General features: G+C 50.7%; 14 protein-coding genes. 6 read left to right on the top strand and 8 right to left on the bottom strand.

From position 1 onward, the window contains the following. Nucleotides 1–3 precede the first annotated feature (3 nt). Nucleotides 4–1,206 carry a sodium/glutamate symporter gene (gltS, locus tag DY231_RS23200; protein ID WP_115631692.1) on the bottom strand — a complete coding sequence of 401 codons (1,203 nt, stop codon included), beginning with the start codon at nucleotides 1,204–1,206 and terminating at the stop codon, nucleotides 4–6. 229 nt (nucleotides 1,207–1,435) lie between these two features. On the opposite strand from gltS, the gene DY231_RS23205 reads away from it, so the two are divergent. Together DY231_RS23205 and DY231_RS23210 are read left to right on the top strand one after the other, a co-directional pair. Continuing rightward, on the top strand, nucleotides 1,436–2,827 hold the full coding sequence (locus tag DY231_RS23205) for a nucleobase:cation symporter-2 family protein (RefSeq protein WP_115631693.1): 1,392 nt from the start codon (nucleotides 1,436–1,438) through the stop codon (nucleotides 2,825–2,827). Between the two features lie 126 nt (nucleotides 2,828–2,953). Next, nucleotides 2,954–4,636 carry an AsmA family protein gene (locus DY231_RS23210; protein WP_115631694.1) on the top strand — a complete coding sequence of 561 codons (1,683 nt, stop codon included), beginning with the start codon at nucleotides 2,954–2,956 and terminating at the stop codon, nucleotides 4,634–4,636. Nucleotides 4,637–4,661: 25 nt separating this feature from the next. On the opposite strand, the gene fabY is transcribed toward DY231_RS23210, so the two are convergent. From fabY to typA, 5 genes are all read right to left on the bottom strand, one after another. Then, entirely contained in the window at nucleotides 4,662–5,603 is a 942-nt protein-coding gene (gene fabY / locus DY231_RS23215) for a fatty acid biosynthesis protein FabY (protein ID WP_034499970.1), read from the bottom strand. A 44-nt stretch (nucleotides 5,604–5,647) separates the two neighbouring features. Next, nucleotides 5,648–6,085 (bottom strand): D-aminoacyl-tRNA deacylase, encoded by a 438-nt coding sequence (dtd, locus tag DY231_RS23220; RefSeq protein WP_034499967.1) that lies wholly within the window; start codon nucleotides 6,083–6,085, stop codon nucleotides 5,648–5,650. Beyond that, on the bottom strand, nucleotides 6,082–6,954 hold the full coding sequence (locus tag DY231_RS23225; RefSeq protein ID WP_034499965.1) for a virulence factor BrkB family protein: 873 nt from the start codon (nucleotides 6,952–6,954) through the stop codon (nucleotides 6,082–6,084). Before DY231_RS23225 ends, dtd begins: the two co-directional genes overlap by 4 nt. Beyond that, on the bottom strand, nucleotides 6,951–7,547 hold the full coding sequence (gene yihX / locus DY231_RS23230; RefSeq protein WP_115631695.1) for a glucose-1-phosphatase: 597 nt from the start codon (nucleotides 7,545–7,547) through the stop codon (nucleotides 6,951–6,953). Before yihX ends, DY231_RS23225 begins: the two co-directional genes overlap by 4 nt. Before the next feature lie 154 nt (nucleotides 7,548–7,701). Further along, entirely contained in the window at nucleotides 7,702–9,528 is a 1,827-nt protein-coding gene (gene typA / locus DY231_RS23235) for a ribosome-dependent GTPase TypA (RefSeq protein WP_115631696.1), read from the bottom strand. A gap of 343 nt (nucleotides 9,529–9,871) precedes the next feature. Here typA and glnA point away from each other — a divergent pair, with 343 nt between their 5' ends. From glnA to glnG, 3 genes are all read left to right on the top strand, one after another. Beyond that, nucleotides 9,872–11,281, top strand: a complete 1,410-nt coding sequence (gene glnA, locus DY231_RS23245) for a glutamate--ammonia ligase (protein ID WP_064541871.1) — start codon at nucleotides 9,872–9,874, stop codon at nucleotides 11,279–11,281. Nucleotides 11,282–11,418: 137 nt separating this feature from the next. Next, on the top strand, nucleotides 11,419–12,468 hold the full coding sequence (gene glnL / locus DY231_RS23250) for a nitrogen regulation protein NR(II) (RefSeq protein ID WP_115631697.1): 1,050 nt from the start codon (nucleotides 11,419–11,421) through the stop codon (nucleotides 12,466–12,468). Nucleotides 12,469–12,476: 8 nt separating this feature from the next. After that, nucleotides 12,477–13,886: a nitrogen regulation protein NR(I) gene (glnG, locus tag DY231_RS23255; protein ID WP_034499940.1), complete on the top strand. Its 1,410-nt coding sequence runs from the start codon at nucleotides 12,477–12,479 to the stop codon at nucleotides 13,884–13,886. Between the two features lie 31 nt (nucleotides 13,887–13,917). Here glnG and hemN read toward each other — a convergent pair whose 3' ends face one another. Further along, a complete protein-coding gene (gene hemN / locus DY231_RS23260) occupies nucleotides 13,918–15,291 on the bottom strand; it encodes an oxygen-independent coproporphyrinogen III oxidase (RefSeq protein ID WP_115631698.1) in 1,374 nt (457 codons plus the stop codon). A 149-nt stretch (nucleotides 15,292–15,440) separates the two neighbouring features. Further along, on the bottom strand, nucleotides 15,441–15,956 hold the full coding sequence (yihI, locus tag DY231_RS23265) for a Der GTPase-activating protein YihI (protein ID WP_115631699.1): 516 nt from the start codon (nucleotides 15,954–15,956) through the stop codon (nucleotides 15,441–15,443). A gap of 586 nt (nucleotides 15,957–16,542) precedes the next feature. On the opposite strand from yihI, the gene yihA reads away from it, so the two are divergent. Beyond that, entirely contained in the window at nucleotides 16,543–17,199 is a 657-nt protein-coding gene (gene yihA / locus DY231_RS23270; protein ID WP_034500102.1) for a ribosome biogenesis GTP-binding protein YihA/YsxC, read from the top strand. Nucleotides 17,200–17,224 lie beyond the last annotated feature (25 nt).

Below are 17,224 nucleotides of genomic sequence, written 5' to 3' on the forward strand. Positions count from 1 at the left end.
TGCTTAGCCAAAGATTGGCAGCATCAGATACATCTTGATTACCAACGCGTTGACGATATCAATAAAGAACGCGCCAACCATTGGCACCACCAGGAACGCCATGTGTGACGGGCCAAAGCGCTCAGTAATCGCCTGCATGTTAGCGATTGCTGTAGGCGTTGCGCCCAGGCCAAAACCACAATGCCCCGCAGCAAGGACCGCCGCATCATAGTTTTTACCCATCAAACGATACGTCACGAAGATGGCATACAGTGCCATAAAGATGGTCTGCACCGTCAGAATCGCCAGCATTGGCAACGCCAGAGAAGCCAGCTCCCACAGCTTCAGGCTCATCAGCGCCATAGCGAGGAACAGCGACAAACAGACGTTCCCGAGCACGGAAACTGCACGTTCAAATACCCGATAGAAGCCGAGCAGTGAGAGTGTGTTGCTGAGGATAACCCCAACAAATAACACGCAAACAAACGTCGGTAATTCAAAGCTCGTGCCTTGAATGAGTTGGCCCGCAAACTTACCCACGGTAAGGCAGATAGCAATCATCGCAATGGTTTCAATCATCACCATGGAGGTGATCATGCGCCCGACAGCCGGTTTTTCAAAAGCGGTGGGATCAATGCTATCTTCAGGTGTGCCATTTGGCGTGGATGAGTGTTTGACCAGATAACGCGCCACCGGCCCGCCAATCAAACCGCCCAACACTAAACCAAACGTTGCGCAAGCCATCGCAACTTCAGTGGCGTTCTGGAAGCCATAGCGCTCGGTAAACAGCTTACTCCAGGCCGCTCCCGTACCATGTCCGCCCGATAACGTAATAGAACCTGCCAGTAAACCCATTAATGGATCAAGGCCCAACAGGCTCGCCATACCAATACCGATGGCATTTTGCATCACCAGCAAACCAACAACCACAACCAGGAAAATACCGACAACTTTGCCACCCGCACGCAAGCTGGAAAGGTTGGCGTTAAGGCCGATGGTGGCAAAGAAGGCGAGCATCAAAGGGTCTTTGAGGCTCATATCAAATTCAAATTCCCAGCCGACGCTCTTTTTGAGCACCAACAAGGCCAGAGCGATTAAGAGTCCACCCGCTACCGGTTCAGGGATAGTGTATTTTTTTAACAGCGGTATGGTATGGACCATTTTACGGCCCAGTAACAACACGAGAGTTGCGGCAACAAGCGTAGAAAGTGTGTCGAGATAAAACATAGAAGTGCTCCTGTTTGCGCATATTTCTCACAGACGCTTTTAATTATCCTTCACTGGAATTTCAGGGTTTAGAAAAGTCAGCAGCTGGATTTTAACCAAAAAACAGCTGAAAGTTATATAAAAAGGTCGTTATATACACTTTTTATCTTATGAAACTTCGGTAGCAAACGTTTGCTTTTACCATTCAGTCCGCTAAAATCACCGTTTTTTCTCCTGGGGATAATTTCCGATGTCTGTTAATGCTGTTGAGTCAGACGATGCGCAACCGATTGCTAAGACTCATTCCAGTGAATTGATCTACCGCCTCGAGGATCGCCCTCCTCTTCCACAAACACTTTTTGCTGCCGGGCAGCACTTATTAGCGATGTTTGTAGCGGTTATCACGCCTGCGATGTTGATTTGTCAGGCGCTGGGACTTCCGGCTGAAGATACCCAACACATTATCAGCATGTCTTTGTTCGCCTCAGGCGTAGCATCGATTATCCAGATTAAAGCCTGGGGCCCGGTTGGCTCTGGGCTTCTGTCTATCCAGGGCACCAGTTTTAACTTTGTTTCACCGTTGATTATGGGCGGCATGGCATTGAAAAATGGCGGTGCCGATGTACCAACCATGATGGCCGCACTCTTCGGCACGTTGATGTTGGCAAGCTGCACAGAGATGCTGTTGTCGCGCTTTCTGCATCTGGCTCGTCGCATTATTACGCCACTGGTTTCTGGTGTAGTGGTGATGATTATCGGCCTGTCGCTGATTCAGGTTGGCTTGACATCCATTGGTGGTGGCTACGGTGCAATGAGCGACCACACCTTTGGCGCGCCGAAAAATCTGCTGCTGGCAGGTGCCGTGCTGCTGGTCATTATTTTGCTTAACCGTCAGCGAAACCCTTACTTACGTGTAGCGTCACTGGTTATCGCGATGGCGGTAGGTTATGCGCTGGCCTGGGCGATGGGCATGCTGCCGAACGTCGCGCCATCAACCAATACAGACCTGATCATGGTGCCAACGCCGCTTTATTACGGGTTGGGTATCGACTGGAATTTGCTTATCCCGCTGATGCTGGTGTTTATGGTGACGTCTCTGGAAACTATCGGCGATATTACGGCAACGTCTGACGTTTCCGAACAGCCGGTTTCTGGCCCGCTGTATATGAAGCGCCTGAAAGGTGGCGTGCTGGCGAACGGCCTGAATTCCTGCGTTTCCGCCGTGTTCAACACCTTCCCTAACTCTTGCTTCGGCCAGAACAACGGCGTTATTCAGCTTACTGGCGTTGCCAGCCGCTATGTCGGTTTTGTCGTTGCGCTGATGCTGATTGTGCTGGGCCTGTTCCCAGCAGTAAGCGGATTCGTACAACACATTCCCGAACCAGTTCTGGGCGGCGCAACTATCGTGATGTTCGGCACCATCGCCGCATCCGGCGTGCGTATTGTCTCTCGTGAACCTCTGAACCGCCGCGCAATTATGATTATTGCGCTGTCCCTGGCGGTCGGTATGGGTGTTTCTCAGCAGCCACTGATTTTGCAGTTTGCACCTGAATGGCTGAAGACATTGCTCTCTTCCGGTATTGCTGCCGGTGGTATCACCGCTATCGTGTTAAACCTGATTTTCCCACCTGAGAAAAATTGATGTACTTCACGCGCTGGCGATTTGTTTACGCCAGCGCGTGTTACCCCTCCTGACAATCCCATCCTTGAGCTATAACGGTAAATGGGGCATAAAACCCTTTACCGAAACTTCATGGGATGGAAGACAATGAAATTTCTCGGAAAGCTAATCATTGCGTTATTGGTTGTCGTACTTGTACTGCTTCTTGCTGCTTATCTTTTACTGCAAACCCGTTGGGGCGCCGCCCAGGTTAGCAGTTGGGTTAATGAGAAGAGTGATTACAATTTCTCTTTTGAAGAGATGGATCATCGTTGGGCATCACCCACGCATGTCACTCTGACGAATGTCACTTTCGGGCGCAAAGGCCAACCGGCGACGCTGGTTGCAAAGAATATTGATATTGGGCTTAGCTCACGTCAGTTCTCAGATCCTCTGCACGTCGACAATATTTTGTTGCAAAACGGAACGTTAAACATCAGCCCGGACGCCGCCCCGCTGCCATTCCAGGCCGACATGCTGCAATTAAGTGATATGGCACTCAACAGTCCAAATACCGAATGGGATTTACATGCCCAACGCGTCAACGGGGGTGTAAAGCCCTGGCAACCGACGAAAGGTAAAGTGCTGGGAAGTACCGCAGATATTCAGTTTAGTGCCGGGTCCATGACGCTCAACGGTGTTCCAGCGACCAACGTGTTATTGCAGGGTGCGATTAATAACGAGCAGGTGACGCTTTCCACTATCGGGGCGGATATGGCTCGCGGCTCGCTTACCGGCAACGCCAGGCGCCTTGCTGACGGTTCATGGCAAATTGGTAGCCTGCGTTTGAACGATATTCGCCTGCAAACTGAAAAATCAATTACCGATTTCCTGGCCCCGCTTACCACCATTCCTTCGCTAAAAATTGATAACCTGGAAGTCACCGACGCGCGACTGGAAGGGAAAGATTGGGCGGTAACCGATTTAGATCTGAGTTTGCGCAACCTGACGCTGGCAAAAGGCGGATGGCAAAGTGATGACGGACGGCTGTCAATGAACGCCAGTGATTTCATTATTGGCGCATTACATTTGAACGACCCCATCGCAAACGTCGATTTTAATCAGCAAACGGCTGCGCTACGCCAGTTCACTTCCCGCTGGGAAAGAGGCATGGTCCGCGCTTCAGGCGAGTGGCAACGCAATGAGAAAAAACTCGCGCTCGATGAGCTGGTTTTTGCAGGACTGGAATATACGCTGCCCGCCGACTGGAAAGCGCTTTGGATGAAACCTTTACCGGAATGGCTGAATTCGGTATCGATTAAAAAACTCACGGCTAACAGAAACCTGGTTATTGATATCGATCCTGCCTTCCCGTTCCAGCTCACGGCGCTGGACGGCACAGCGAATAATATCGAAGTGGTGCGCAACCACCAGTGGGGTGTCTGGAGCGGAAACTTAACCCTGAATGCAGCAGCCGCCACGTTTAACCGTGTGGATGTTCGCAGGCCGTCTATTTCATTGAATGCAACTGACAGCCAAATCACGATCACGGAATTAAGTGCTTTTGCGGGAGAAGGCATGCTGGAAGCGACGGGTGCAGTTTCGCAGGCTCCACAGCGAAATGCTGCAATTAACCTTCGTGGCCGTTCGGTGCCGATAAACGTCTTACAACAATGGGGATGGCCGTCATTACCACTCGAAGGGAATGGTAATTTGCAACTTTCCGTCACCGGAAATCTTGCGGCACAAACACCTCTAAAACCGACAGTAAACGGTAACTTGCAAGCCAGCGGAACCGATGGCAAACAAGTACAGCAAACAATGCAGAATGGGGAAGTACCCGGCGTGTAAGCGCCGGGCAGTTATTCTTCACCTATTATTCTTCTTCGTTCCCGCCCTCTTCAAGCGGGCCAAAAGGTTTAGCTGGCAGTACCAGATACACCCCTTCAAAAACAGCACCTTGCGTATCATCGCCGAAAAGCTCAACTTGCAATGCAACGCGAGCTTTGCGGCCACGCGCCAGGCGGTCGAGATCGCCACTCAACGAGCCTAAGTCAGCAATGGCTCCAGGCCTTCCGGTGATCGGACTGCTATATCGGATATGCGCATCGGCAAGAATAATCGTGCCGCCGAGATGACGCTCGCGCAGCATCAGCCAGATCAGCCCCCAACCGGTCAGCGTAGCGAGCGAAAACAGGCTACCGGCGAATAAGGTTTGATGGGGATTTTGATTACCCGCTTCGGGCATGGTGGTAATGAATTTCTGCCCGGTGTATTGCAGGATGCGCACGCCCATTTTTTCACTTAACGGGATGTGTTCATACCAGGCCTGCTGTAACTGAGCGCACCAGTCTGCACGATGGAGAATGTCGTCCAGCGAAGCGACGGGTTTTATCATCAAATAGTGGCGAATCGGCGTGGTCGAAGGCGTGGTGATTTCGCCCTGATTCTCAAATCCCAATTTGGCAAAGAACTCGACGGCATCTTCACGTGCGCTACACACCACACGTTTCACCCCTTCCTGGCGCGCGACAGACTCAAGTGTCATCGCCACCAGCGTACCCAGCCCCTTATCTTGCACCGAAGGGTGAACCGCCATAAAACGAATAGCAGCTTCGTTATCGGCGTTGATATACAAGCGACCAATGGCGACAGGATTGCCTTCTTCATCCACCACCATCTGGTGATGGGCCATGGCATCCCACGCATCGCGTTCGGAGCCTTTAGGTTGATGCAGCGGCTTACGCAGCATCTCCCAGCGAAACTGGTAATAGAGCTCAAGCTCTTCTTCGGTTTGCGGTACGCGAAGGTGATACATACATGTACTCTCTCTTGTTACGCGGGACCGTGTAAGTTGCGAATTCAGACCTGTAACCAAAACGTCACCGGGCCATCGTTGGTCAGGCTGACTTTCATGTCGGCGGCGAAGCGCCCTGTTTCGGCCACAATGCCCTGCTGGCGGCAACGTTGAACAAAGTATTCATATAACTCTTCGGCAAGTTGCGGTGCTGCTCCGCCAGAAAAGCTCGGACGCATACCGCGTTCGGTATCAGCGGCGAGGGTAAACTGCGACACCACCAGCACACTGCCACCCGCTTGCTGAACATTAAGATTCATCTTGTCGTTTTCATCGCCAAAAATACGATAACCCAAAACCCGCTCGCAAAGACGATTCGCTTTTTGTTCGTTATCTTCTTTTTCGACACCCAATAACACTAAAAGTCCTGGGCCAATTTCACCCGTTACTTCACCCGCCACGGTGACGCTAGCGTGGGTGACGCGCTGAATTAATGCGATCATGGTTCTTCCAATTCTTCCTGCTGAGCTTCTATGCGAAGTCTTCGGTAATCGCCGAGAGTGACAGTAATTTCGGCGCCGAGCAACACGATACACCAGGTCCAGTAGACCCAGACGAATAAAATGGGGATCACGGCTAACACGCCGTAAATCAATTGGTAAGAGGGAAACATGGTGATGTAGAGGGCAAAGCCCTTCTTCCCAAGCTCAAACAAAAGAGCCGCTACTAGCGAGCCAACCAGTGCGTCGCGCACCGGGACACGAGTAGTGGGGACAATGCTGTACAACATCCAGAATGACAGCCAGGATAGCAGCAACGGGAAAACACGTAACACGATATCAATCGTGCTGTTAAACCCCGTCACCCATCGTAGTGAGAGCAGATACGAACTAATCGCCAGGCTCGCGCCCGCCAGCAATGGCCCAAGCGTTAAAATCATCCAGTAGACGGCAAACGAATAGATTTTTGGCCGCGTACGCGTACTGCGCCAGATTGTATTGAGCGCGCTATCAACGGCATACATCAACAGCAAAGCAGTGACGATAAGCCCACAGGCACCCACCGCGGTCATCTTGTTGGAGTTAGCAACAAACTGTTCGATATAGCGCTGGATGATATCGCCTGTAGCAGGCAGAAAATTTGAGAAAACAAAATGCCGAAGCTGAACACTGACGTCGGCGAACATCGGAAAAGCCGCAAACAGCGCAAACACCACCGCAACCAAAGGTACCAGCGAGAGCAATGACACGTAAGCAAGGTTACCTGCAAGCGTGGTCATATTGTCCTGATCGATGCGATGCCAGAGCAACTTACCCCAGGCGATACATGGCCTGAGGCGGTTACTCGTTTTGCGATGAACGTCTTTTATCATAGGTTTTTTGCAAAATATCCGGGCACCGTATCTTTTCCGGTCACCAAAATGCTGGTGATACCCAACTGCTCAGCTCCCTTTATATTATCGGCGTTGTCGTCAAAAAAGACCGCCTCATTCGCAGAAAAACCTTCTGTTTCGAGAAGTTTTTGGTAGATCTCGACGTCCGGTTTGCGCATTCCCATTTCCTGAGACAGATAGATTTTATCTGCCGCCTCGGCGATTTGCGGGTATTCACCGGGCCAGAAATAAGTGTGTAAGCGGTTGGTGTTAGAGAGCACCACGACACGGTGCCCCTGTTCACGAAGTTTGTTCATGACGGCGATGACTTCCGGACGCAAGCCAACAAAAATTGCCTGCCAGCCGGCAGAGAACTGATCAAAGCTTAGCGCCATACCCATTTCGTCACATACCGCTGCGGCGAATTCTTCGTCGGTAATCTGCCCACGTTCGTGGCGCTTAAAAGCATCCCCCATCACAAAGCTTTTTTGCAAATTCGCCAGTGGCACCCGGCTGTAATCGCTCCAGACCCCCATCACGCGGTTGAAGTCGATATCAACAATGACGTTACCTAAATCAAAGATATACAGCATAAGCCTCTCCTTTGCGCATGGACAAATAACTGTAGCGGTAAAGGAAGGCTTTGACTATCGCTGGTGAAGAAAGGGATACGTGTTATGCGAAGTTGCAGGCAAAAAAAAGCCCCGCCTAAACAGGCAGGGCTTCAATGCTTTGCAGAAAAGAAACTTACGCTTCTTTGCTACCACGACCCGCACGTTTGCGGTCGTTTTCAGTCAGGTGACGCTTACGAATACGTACGGAAGTCGGAGTAACTTCTACCAGTTCGTCATCATCGATGAATTCCAGAGCTTGCTCCAGAGACATCTTCAATGCAGGAACCAGAGTTGTTGCTTCGTCAGTACCGGACGCACGCATGTTAGTCAGTTTCTTACCGGTCAGGCAGTTTACAGTCAGGTCGTTAGAACGACTGTGAATACCGATGATCTGGCCTTCATAAACTTCTGCACCGTGACCCAGGAACAGCTTACCGCGGTCCTGCAGGCTGAACAGCGCAAACGCTACTGCTTTACCCTGGCCGTTAGAGATCAGCACGCCGTTCTGGCGCTGGCCGATTTCGCCTGGTTTCACGTCGTCGTAGTGGCTGAATGTGGAGTACAGCAGACCAGTACCAGAAGTCATGGTCATGAACTCAGTACGGAAGCCGATCAGGCCACGTGCTGGGATCAGGTAATCCAGACGGATACGGCCTTTGCCGTCAGGGATCATGTCTTTGACATCGCCCTTACGCTCGCCCATCGCCTGCATCACAGAACCCTGGTGCTGTTCTTCGATATCCAGAGTCACGTTCTCGAACGGCTCTTGCATACGACCATCGATCATACGGTTGATTACTTTCGGACGGGACACAGCCAGTTCGAAGCCTTCACGACGCATGTTTTCGATAAGTACAGACAGGTGCAGTTCGCCACGACCGGATACACGGAATGCATCCGCATCTTCGGTTTCTTCAACACGCAGTGCAACGTTGTGCACCAGCTCTTTGTTCAGGCGGTCAAGAATCTGACGAGAGGTAACGAATTTACCTTCTTTGCCACAGAACGGAGAGGTGTTGACGTTGAAGAACATGGTAACAGTGGGTTCATCAACAGACAGTGCTGGCAGCGCTTCAACATTTTGCGTATCGCAAAGGGTGTCGGAGATGTTCAGCTCGCCCAGACCGGTAATCGCGATGATGTCGCCGGCTTCCGCTTCGGTGGATTCAATACGCTCCAGGCCAAGGTGGGTCAGTACTTTACCGACTTTACCATTACGAGTTTTACCTTCGCTGTCGATGATAGTGATTTGCTGGTTAGGCTTCACTTTACCGCGTTTGATGCGACCGATGCCGATAACACCAACATAGTTGTTGTAGTCGAGCTGGGAGATTTGCATCTGGAACGGACCGTCGAGGTCAACGGTTGGTGCTTTTACGTGGTCAACAATCGCCTGGTACAGCGGGGTCATGTCTTCCGCCATATCACCGTGATCGTTACCCGCGATACCCATCAATGCTGATGCATAGATGATTGGGAAATCGAGTTGCTCGTCGGTTGCGTCGAGGTTTACGAACAGGTCGAAGACCTGATCAACAACCCAGTCAGGACGCGCGCCAGGACGGTCAACTTTGTTGATTACAACAATCGGCTTCAAACCATGGGCAAACGCCTTTTTGGTTACGAAGCGCGTCTGCGGCATTGGGCCATCCATTGCATCAACGACCAGCAGAACGGAGTCTACCATGGACATTACACGTTCAACTTCACCACCGAAGTCGGCGTGCCCAGGGGTATCAACTATGTTGATACGGTAGTCATTCCATTTGATAGCGGTGTTTTTAGCGAGGATGGTAATCCCACGCTCTTTCTCCAAATCGTTGGAGTCCATCACGCGTTCAGTAGCTTCAGCACGGTCATTACTGAAAGTACCAGATTGCTGCAGCAGCTTATCAACCAGGGTAGTTTTACCATGGTCAACGTGCGCGATGATGGCGATATTACGCAGATTTTCGATCACAACTTTGCCTCAGGCATTAGAAATAGCGCGTTATTGTACACGTATTAATCGAAGGACATAACAGGATCACAAAGAACTTTTACAAACAATGTAAAAAGTAAGGGTTTGTGATCGCTTTCACGGAGCAAAAAAGGGAGCTACAACGAAAATTGCACCAATATGGTGCTCAAATCTCAGACTGAAGCACTACATTGGTGCAAACTATCCATCGTGGTGCAGCCCTTTTGCACTATAGTGCGCATGATAGCGCCTTTTTGGGGTAATTTAAAAGTTGGCACAGATTTCGCTTTAATCATTTCAGGGCAACAAGCCAATTCAATGACCAAATCCGGGAGAGTTAAGTATGTCCGCTGAACACGTTTTGACGATGCTGAATGAACACGAAGTGAAGTTTGTAGATTTGCGCTTCACTGACACTAAAGGTAAAGAACAGCACGTCACTATCCCTGCTCATCAGGTTACTGCTGACTTCTTCGAAGAAGGCAAAATGTTTGATGGTTCTTCAATTGGTGGCTGGAAAGGCATCAATGAATCCGACATGGTTCTGATGCCAGATGCGTCTACCGCTGTCATTGACCCATTCTTCGCTGATTCTACGCTGATCATTCGTTGCGACATTCTTGAGCCTGGCACCATGCAGGGTTATGACCGCGACCCACGCTCCATTTCCAAGCGTGCTGAAGACTACCTGCGTTCTACTGGCATCGCCGATACCGTGCTGTTCGGGCCAGAACCAGAGTTCTTCCTGTTCGACGACGTTCGTTTCGGTAGCTCTATTTCCGGTTCTCATGTCGCTATCGATGATATCGAAGGCGCATGGAACAGCGGCACCAAATACGAAGGCGGCAACAAAGGCCACCGTCCTGCAGTTAAAGGCGGTTACTTCCCAGTTCCTCCGGTTGACTCCGCTCAAGACCTGCGTTCTGCAATGTGTCTGACTATGGAGCAAATGGGCCTGGTTGTTGAAGCTCACCACCACGAAGTGGCAACTGCTGGTCAGAACGAAGTGGCTACCCGCTTCAACACCATGACTAAAAAAGCAGATGAAATTCAGATCTACAAATATGTGGTTCATAACGTTGCGCATGCATACGGTAAAACTGCGACATTTATGCCAAAACCAATGTTTGGCGATAACGGTTCTGGTATGCACTGCCATATGTCCCTGGCTAAGAACGGTGTAAACCTGTTCGCGGGTGACAAATATGCAGGCCTGTCTGAGCAAGCGCTGTACTACATCGGTGGTGTTATCAAACACGCTAAAGCCATCAACGCCCTGGCTAACCCAACCACCAACTCCTACAAGCGTCTGGTCCCGGGTTACGAAGCTCCAGTCATGCTGGCTTACTCTGCCGCTAACCGTTCTGCTTCAATCCGTATCCCAGTAGTTGCATCTCCGAAAGCACGCCGTATCGAAGTGCGCTTCCCGGACCCAGCGGCTAACCCGTACCTGTGCTTCGCAGCACTGCTGATGGCTGGTCTTGATGGTATCAAGAACAAAATCCATCCGGGCGAAGCAATGGACAAAAACCTGTACGACCTGCCGCCAGAAGAAGCGAAAGAGATCCCGCAAGTTGCTGGCTCTCTGGAAGAAGCACTGAACTGCCTGAACGAAGACCGCGAGTTCCTGACTGCGGGCGGCGTGTTCACTGATGAAGCTATCGATGCTTACATCGCTCTGCGTATCGAAGAAAACGACCGTGTGCGCATGACTCCACACCCAGTCGAGTTCGAACTGTACTACAGCGTTTAATCACGTTGTAAATACCCAGAACTTTTAGCCCATCGTTGATGGGCTTTTTTCTCCACAAATAACCTGTTGCCGCAATATCTTTTGCCGACGGGAAACTATAATGCACCATCACAGTGCAAATTATCGGAGACTGCTGTATGGCAACCGGCACACTGCCCGATGCTGGGCAGATCCTGAATTCTTTAATCAACAGTATTTTACTGGTGGATGACGAGCTGGCAGTGCATTACGCCAACCCGGCGGCACAGCAACTTTTGGCGCAGAGTTCGCGCAAGCTGTACGGCACTCCATTACCAGAACTGTTGAGTTACTTTTCGCTCAATGTTGGCTTGATGCAGGAAAGCCTGACCGCAGGCCAGGGCTTCACCGATAACGAAGTCACACTGGTTATTGATAGCCGCTCCCACATTCTTTCCCTGACTGCACAACGTTTACCAGAAGGATACATCCTGATGGAAATGGCGCCGATGGATAACCAACGTCGCTTGAGTCAGGAACAGTTGCAGCAGGCGCAACAAATTGCCGCCCGAGATTTAGTCCGTGGGCTGGCGCATGAGATTAAAAATCCACTGGGTGGGTTACGTGGAGCAGCCCAACTGCTGGCCAGAGCCTTACCAGACCCGTCACTGACTGAATACACCAAGGTGATTATTGAGCAGGCTGATCGCTTACGGAATCTGGTAGATAGACTGTTAGGCCCACAACAGCCGGGAATGCACGTCACTGAAAGCATCCACAAAGTGACAGAGCGCGTGATGAAACTGGTGTCGATGGAATTACCAGCAAACGTAACGCTGGTCAGAGACTACGACCCAAGTTTGCCGGAGCTGGCTCACGATCCCGACCAAATTGAACAGATTTTATTAAATATTGTTCGCAATGCCCTTCAGGCGCTTGGCAGCGACGGCGGTGAGATAGTGTTACGCACACGCACCGCATTCCAGCTTACGCTGCATGGCACGCGCTACCGTCTGGCGGCGCGTATTGACATTGAAGACAACGGTCCGGGCATTCCGGCCCATCTGCAGGACACACTATTCTACCCAATGGTGAGCGGACGTGAGGGAGGGACAGGTTTAGGTCTTTCCATAGCACGCAACTTGATAGATCAGCATTCGGGAAAAATCGAATTTAACAGTTGGCCAGGTCATACCGAGTTTTCGGTTTATCTGCCTATTCGTAAGTAGAGGTCTTTATGCAACGAGGCATAGTTTGGATCGTTGATGACGATAGCTCCATCCGTTGGGTGCTGGAACGTGCTCTGACCGGAGCGGGTTTAAGCTGCACCACCTTTGAGAGCGGCAGTGAAGTCCTTAATGCTCTTGCAACCAAGACCCCGGACGTTTTGTTATCTGACATTCGCATGCCCGGCATGGACGGCCTGGCGCTGCTTAAGCAGATTAAACAACGCCACCCGATGCTACCGGTCATCATAATGACGGCTCACTCAGATCTTGAAGCCGCCGTGAGTGCCTATCAACAAGGCGCTTTTGATTACCTGCCAAAACCTTTTGATATTGACGAAGCGGTCGCACTCGTTGAGCGCGCCATCAGCCACTATCTGGAACAACAGCAGCCGCGCAACGTACAGGTGAATGGGCCGACCACCGATATTATCGGTGAAGCACCGGCTATGCAGGATGTGTTTCGCATTATTGGCCGTTTGTCACGGTCATCAATAAGCGTGCTGATTAACGGTGAATCGGGTACCGGTAAAGAGCTAGTCGCACATGCTTTGCACCGCCACAGCCCACGGGTGAAATCTCCTTTTATTGCGCTGAACATGGCCGCAATTCCAAAGGATTTGATTGAGTCTGAGCTGTTTGGCCACGAGAAAGGCGCATTCACCGGTGCCAATCAAATTCGCCAGGGACGTTTTGAGCAGTCTGATGGTGGCACGCTTTTCCTTGATGAAATCGGCGATATGCCGATGGATGTGCAAACTCGCTTGCTGCGTGTATTAGCCGATGGGCAGTTTTATCGCGTTGGCGGGTATGCGCCGGTGAAAGTCGACGTCCGTATTATTGCCGCGACTCACCAGAACCTTGAGTTGCGCGTGCAGGAAGGGAAATTTCGCGAGGATTTATTCCACCGTCTGAACGTGATTCGTGTGCATCTGCCACCGTTGCGTGAACGCCGTGAGGATATTCCGCGCCTGGCCCGCCATTTCTTACAAGTGGCAGCTCAGGAATTAGGCGTAGAAGCCAAGTTGCTGCATCCTGAAACTGAAAATGCTTTAACGCGCCTGGCCTGGCCTGGTAACGTGCGCCAACTGGAAAACACCTGCCGCTGGTTAACAGTGATGGCGGCAGGCCAGGAAGTGTTGATTCAGGATTTACCGGCAGAATTGTTCGAAACCACCATTCCCGATAGCCCGACGCATTCGCAATCGGACAACTGGGCAACACTTCTGGCTCAATGGGCCGACCGGGCATTACGTTCCGGTCATCAGAATTTACTTTCTGAGGCACAGCCAGAAATGGAGCGCACCTTGCTAACAACGGCGCTGCGTCATACGCAAGGTCACAAGCAGGAAGCCGCGAGATTACTCGGCTGGGGGCGCAATACCCTGACGCGTAAGTTAAAAGAGTTGGGGATGGAGTAACAAAAAGGCGGCTTTCAAGCCGCCTTTAGTTTTATATGACACGCGAGAATTGTTGCAGTCGCGCCTTCTGACGCAAGTAACTATCAAAACACATGCAGATATTACGGATTAGCAGGCGCCCTTTTGCCGTTACCTGAATATGTTTACTGTCGATATCCACCAGCCCATCTTTCGCCAACGGTTCCAACAGTTTTAAATCCTCTGCGAAATACTCGGCAAAATTCAGATCCCAAAGCTGCTCTATTTCGGCAAATTTAAGCTGGAAGTTGCAGATAAGTGCTTTGATAACGTCTCGACGAATGCAGTCATCACGGGTGAGTACCAGGCCACGCCACAGCGCATCGCCCTGGCTATCAACCTGTTGATAATAGGTTTTAAGCTCTTTCTGGTTCTGAGCATAACAGTCGCCAATCATGCTAATGGCAGAAACACCCATCCCCAACAAGTCGGTATCGCCCTGCGTGGTGTAGCCCTGGAAATTACGGTGCAGCTTGCCTTCGCGCTGCGCAATCGCCAGTTCATCATCCGGGCGCGCGAAGTGGTCCATGCCAATAAACTGGTATCCGGCATGGGTCAGCGAGCCGATAGTTTCTTGCAGAATGTCGAGTTTTTGCTGTGCGCTGGGCAAATCAGTATCTTTAATTTTGCGCTGTGCGGCAAACAAAGTCGGCAAATGGGCGTAGTTAAAAACGCTCAGGCGGTGCGGACTGAGTTCTGCGACGCGTTTAAGCGTAAAAGCAAAGCTTTCTGGTGTCTGCTTTGGCAGGCCGTAGATTAAATCGATATTAGTCGAGGTAAAGCCGAGTTCGCGCGCACGCTGAATCAACGCAAAGATAAACTCTTCGTCTTGCTCGCGGTTAACCAGGCGCTGCACTTCTTTGTTGAAATCCTGCACCCCCATGCTCAGGCGGGTAAAGCCTTCCTGACGCAGATGGTCGAGCACATCGAGTTCGATTTCACGCGGGTCGATTTCAATAGACAATTCGGCGTCTTCGTTGAAATTGAAATGACCACGCAGAAGCCCCATCAGACGGCTTATCTGCGCTTTACTGAGGTAAGTCGGTGTACCGCCGCCCCAATGCAATTGACTGACGTGACGGCCCTTAAAGAGCGGCGCACGGTGGGCTATCTCTTGTTCCAGCGCATCTAAATACTGATCGGCTTTGTGAGTCTGGCGGGTAACAATTTTATTGCAGCCGCAGAAATAGCAAAGCTTGTGGCAGAACGGGATATGGACATAGAGCGACAGCGGGCGCTCAGGGTAACGAGCAACCGCTTCAAGAAACGCCGCCTCGCCGAAGTCTTCTGAAAACTCCAGCGCGGTGGGATAAGAGGTATAACGCGGCCCTGAATAATTATATTTCTGGATCAGGGCCAAATCCCAATCGATTAACTGCTCAGACATTCTCACTCCCTCCGGTGATGCCGCATTCGTTGACGGCGCAACGACTTTTGTAATCGCGACAGCCGCCGTAGTTTAACGAATAACCACAGCAGATAACACACCAGCGGAATAACCACGCAAAGAACAGGTAATCCCATTGAGGTAAACCGTTAGTCAGTGCCTTTAAGCAGGCGCATCAAGTCATCGCCTTTCTCTTCTTCATCTTCGTCATCTTCATAAGAGATGCCGAGTTCTTCCATCAGTGCATCAATACGATCAAGCTTAGCGTTAACCCAAGCCTGCTCTTCTGCATTGAGAGTTTCACCTTCTTCAAGACGCTCTAACAGCGCATCCAGGCGCTCATCATTTTCCAGCAAATCCAGTTCAGCCTGTGGTGTAAGCATAGGTTTCTCAACTTTAGGTTTGTGCTGTTTTGGTTTCTTGACCTGGACTTCAGTTACGCCCAGAGCAACGGGTTTTTTACTGCCGATACGCGGATCTTTAGCCTGAGAGCTACCTGTTCCACTTTTAGCCTGAGTGCCACCACTTGCGCGACTCCCCGCAGCGTGTCCACTGTGCTTTTTATCGCGTTTACGGTCACGCGCTTCACGATCTAACTCTTCACGCGTTTTACGACGTGCTTTTGAAGGTTTGGAACCAGGTGCTGCTGAGTTTTGTTGCTTCATAATAGGTTATCTTGAGCCATTTTTATTCAGTATAGAATTGCGGCGGAATCTAGCAGAAAGCAAGCAAAGAAAAAAGGCGGCAGGTTAACCTGTCGCCTTTTTCTTGTCTCTGGACCCTTCATAGGTCACACAATCCCTGTTTGCACTCGACGCCCTGTCTTTCCCTTGCAAACAACTTCCGTGTAGTTCCTTGTCCTTTTAAAACGTCTCCTGACGTTGCCTCCTGGCATTTCCCTGGTTCTTCGTCATCATGACGCTCCTGAACCCTCATCCTGAGTTGCTATCCTTTGTGGCTCTCCTTTGCCTGTGCCGCTTACTTTACGCTTACCTATGGATACTACAAGATGAGCATTAGAGTTAAGTCATTGCCATCATTAAGCCATTCCTGAATAACCATATGTTATATAAACACTTTAAATTATGTCTGCATCTCACAACACTGCGTTATCTGCCAATATGAATGGTCAATGTCTTACAAGCCTCGGGCGAATTTCTGTAAGCCTGTGAGCCATGCCGAGAAACACGGCGTTTTGCTCATGTTCAGGTATAATCCCCCACAATGCTCATCCTGAGGGAGACAACCGTTTTGAAAAACTGGAACTACCAACTGACCCACTTCGTGCTTAGCGCACCGGATATTCGCCATTTACCTTCTGATACCGGTATTGAGGTTGCTTTCGCAGGCCGCTCAAACGCAGGGAAATCCAGCGCGTTAAATACGCTGACAAATCAGAAAGCACTGGCTCGTACCAGTAAAACACCTGGCCGTACGCAGCTCATCAACCTGTTTGAAGTGGCTGAAGGCTTACGTGTGGTGGATTTACCGGGCTATGGCTACGCCGAAGTACCGGAAGAAGTAAAACTGAAATGGCAGCGCGCGCTTGGCGAGTATCTGCAAAAGCGTAATAGCCTGAAAGGTTTAGTGGTGCTGATGGATATTCGTCATCCGCTGAAAGATCTCGATCAGCAAATGATTCACTGGGCTGTTGCCAGCGGTATTCCCGTGATGCTGCTGCTAACTAAAGCCGACAAACTGGCCTCTGGTGCGCGTAAAGCACAACTGAATATGGTGCGCGAAGCGGTTGTAGAGTTTAACGGTGATATTCAGGTTGAGGCGTTTTCCTCACTGAAAAAAATCGGCGTGGATGTGTTACGTCATAAGCTTGATGGTTGGTACAACGATATCCCACCAGCGATCGAAGAAGACAGCGTAGAAGAAGACGACGAAACTACTGGGGAATAAGTAATGTATGGGGAAACTCGTGCAT

The sequence above is a fragment of the Buttiauxella agrestis genome (assembly GCF_900446255.1).
GTDB lineage: Bacteria > Pseudomonadota > Gammaproteobacteria > Enterobacterales > Enterobacteriaceae > Buttiauxella > Buttiauxella agrestis.

What these genes read in the sequence shown, in the direction of transcription:
- gltS (WP_115631692.1), bottom strand. Translation starts at nt 1,206, where the DNA reads ATGTTTTATCTCGACACACTTTCTACGCTTGTTGCCGCAACTCTCGTG.
- DY231_RS23205 (WP_115631693.1), top strand. Translation starts at nt 1,436, where the DNA reads ATGTCTGTTAATGCTGTTGAGTCAGACGATGCGCAACCGATTGCTAAG.
- DY231_RS23210 (WP_115631694.1), top strand. Translation starts at nt 2,954, where the DNA reads ATGAAATTTCTCGGAAAGCTAATCATTGCGTTATTGGTTGTCGTACTT.
- fabY (WP_034499970.1), bottom strand. Translation starts at nt 5,603, where the DNA reads ATGTATCACCTTCGCGTACCGCAAACCGAAGAAGAGCTTGAGCTCTAT.
- dtd (WP_034499967.1), bottom strand. Translation starts at nt 6,085, where the DNA reads ATGATCGCATTAATTCAGCGCGTCACCCACGCTAGCGTCACCGTGGCG.
- DY231_RS23225 (WP_034499965.1), bottom strand. Translation starts at nt 6,954, where the DNA reads ATGATAAAAGACGTTCATCGCAAAACGAGTAACCGCCTCAGGCCATGT.
- yihX (WP_115631695.1), bottom strand. Translation starts at nt 7,547, where the DNA reads ATGCTGTATATCTTTGATTTAGGTAACGTCATTGTTGATATCGACTTC.
- glnA (WP_064541871.1), top strand. Translation starts at nt 9,872, where the DNA reads ATGTCCGCTGAACACGTTTTGACGATGCTGAATGAACACGAAGTGAAG.
- glnL (WP_115631697.1), top strand. Translation starts at nt 11,419, where the DNA reads ATGGCAACCGGCACACTGCCCGATGCTGGGCAGATCCTGAATTCTTTA.
- glnG (WP_034499940.1), top strand. Translation starts at nt 12,477, where the DNA reads ATGCAACGAGGCATAGTTTGGATCGTTGATGACGATAGCTCCATCCGT.
- hemN (WP_115631698.1), bottom strand. Translation starts at nt 15,291, where the DNA reads ATGTCTGAGCAGTTAATCGATTGGGATTTGGCCCTGATCCAGAAATAT.
- yihI (WP_115631699.1), bottom strand. Translation starts at nt 15,956, where the DNA reads ATGAAGCAACAAAACTCAGCAGCACCTGGTTCCAAACCTTCAAAAGCA.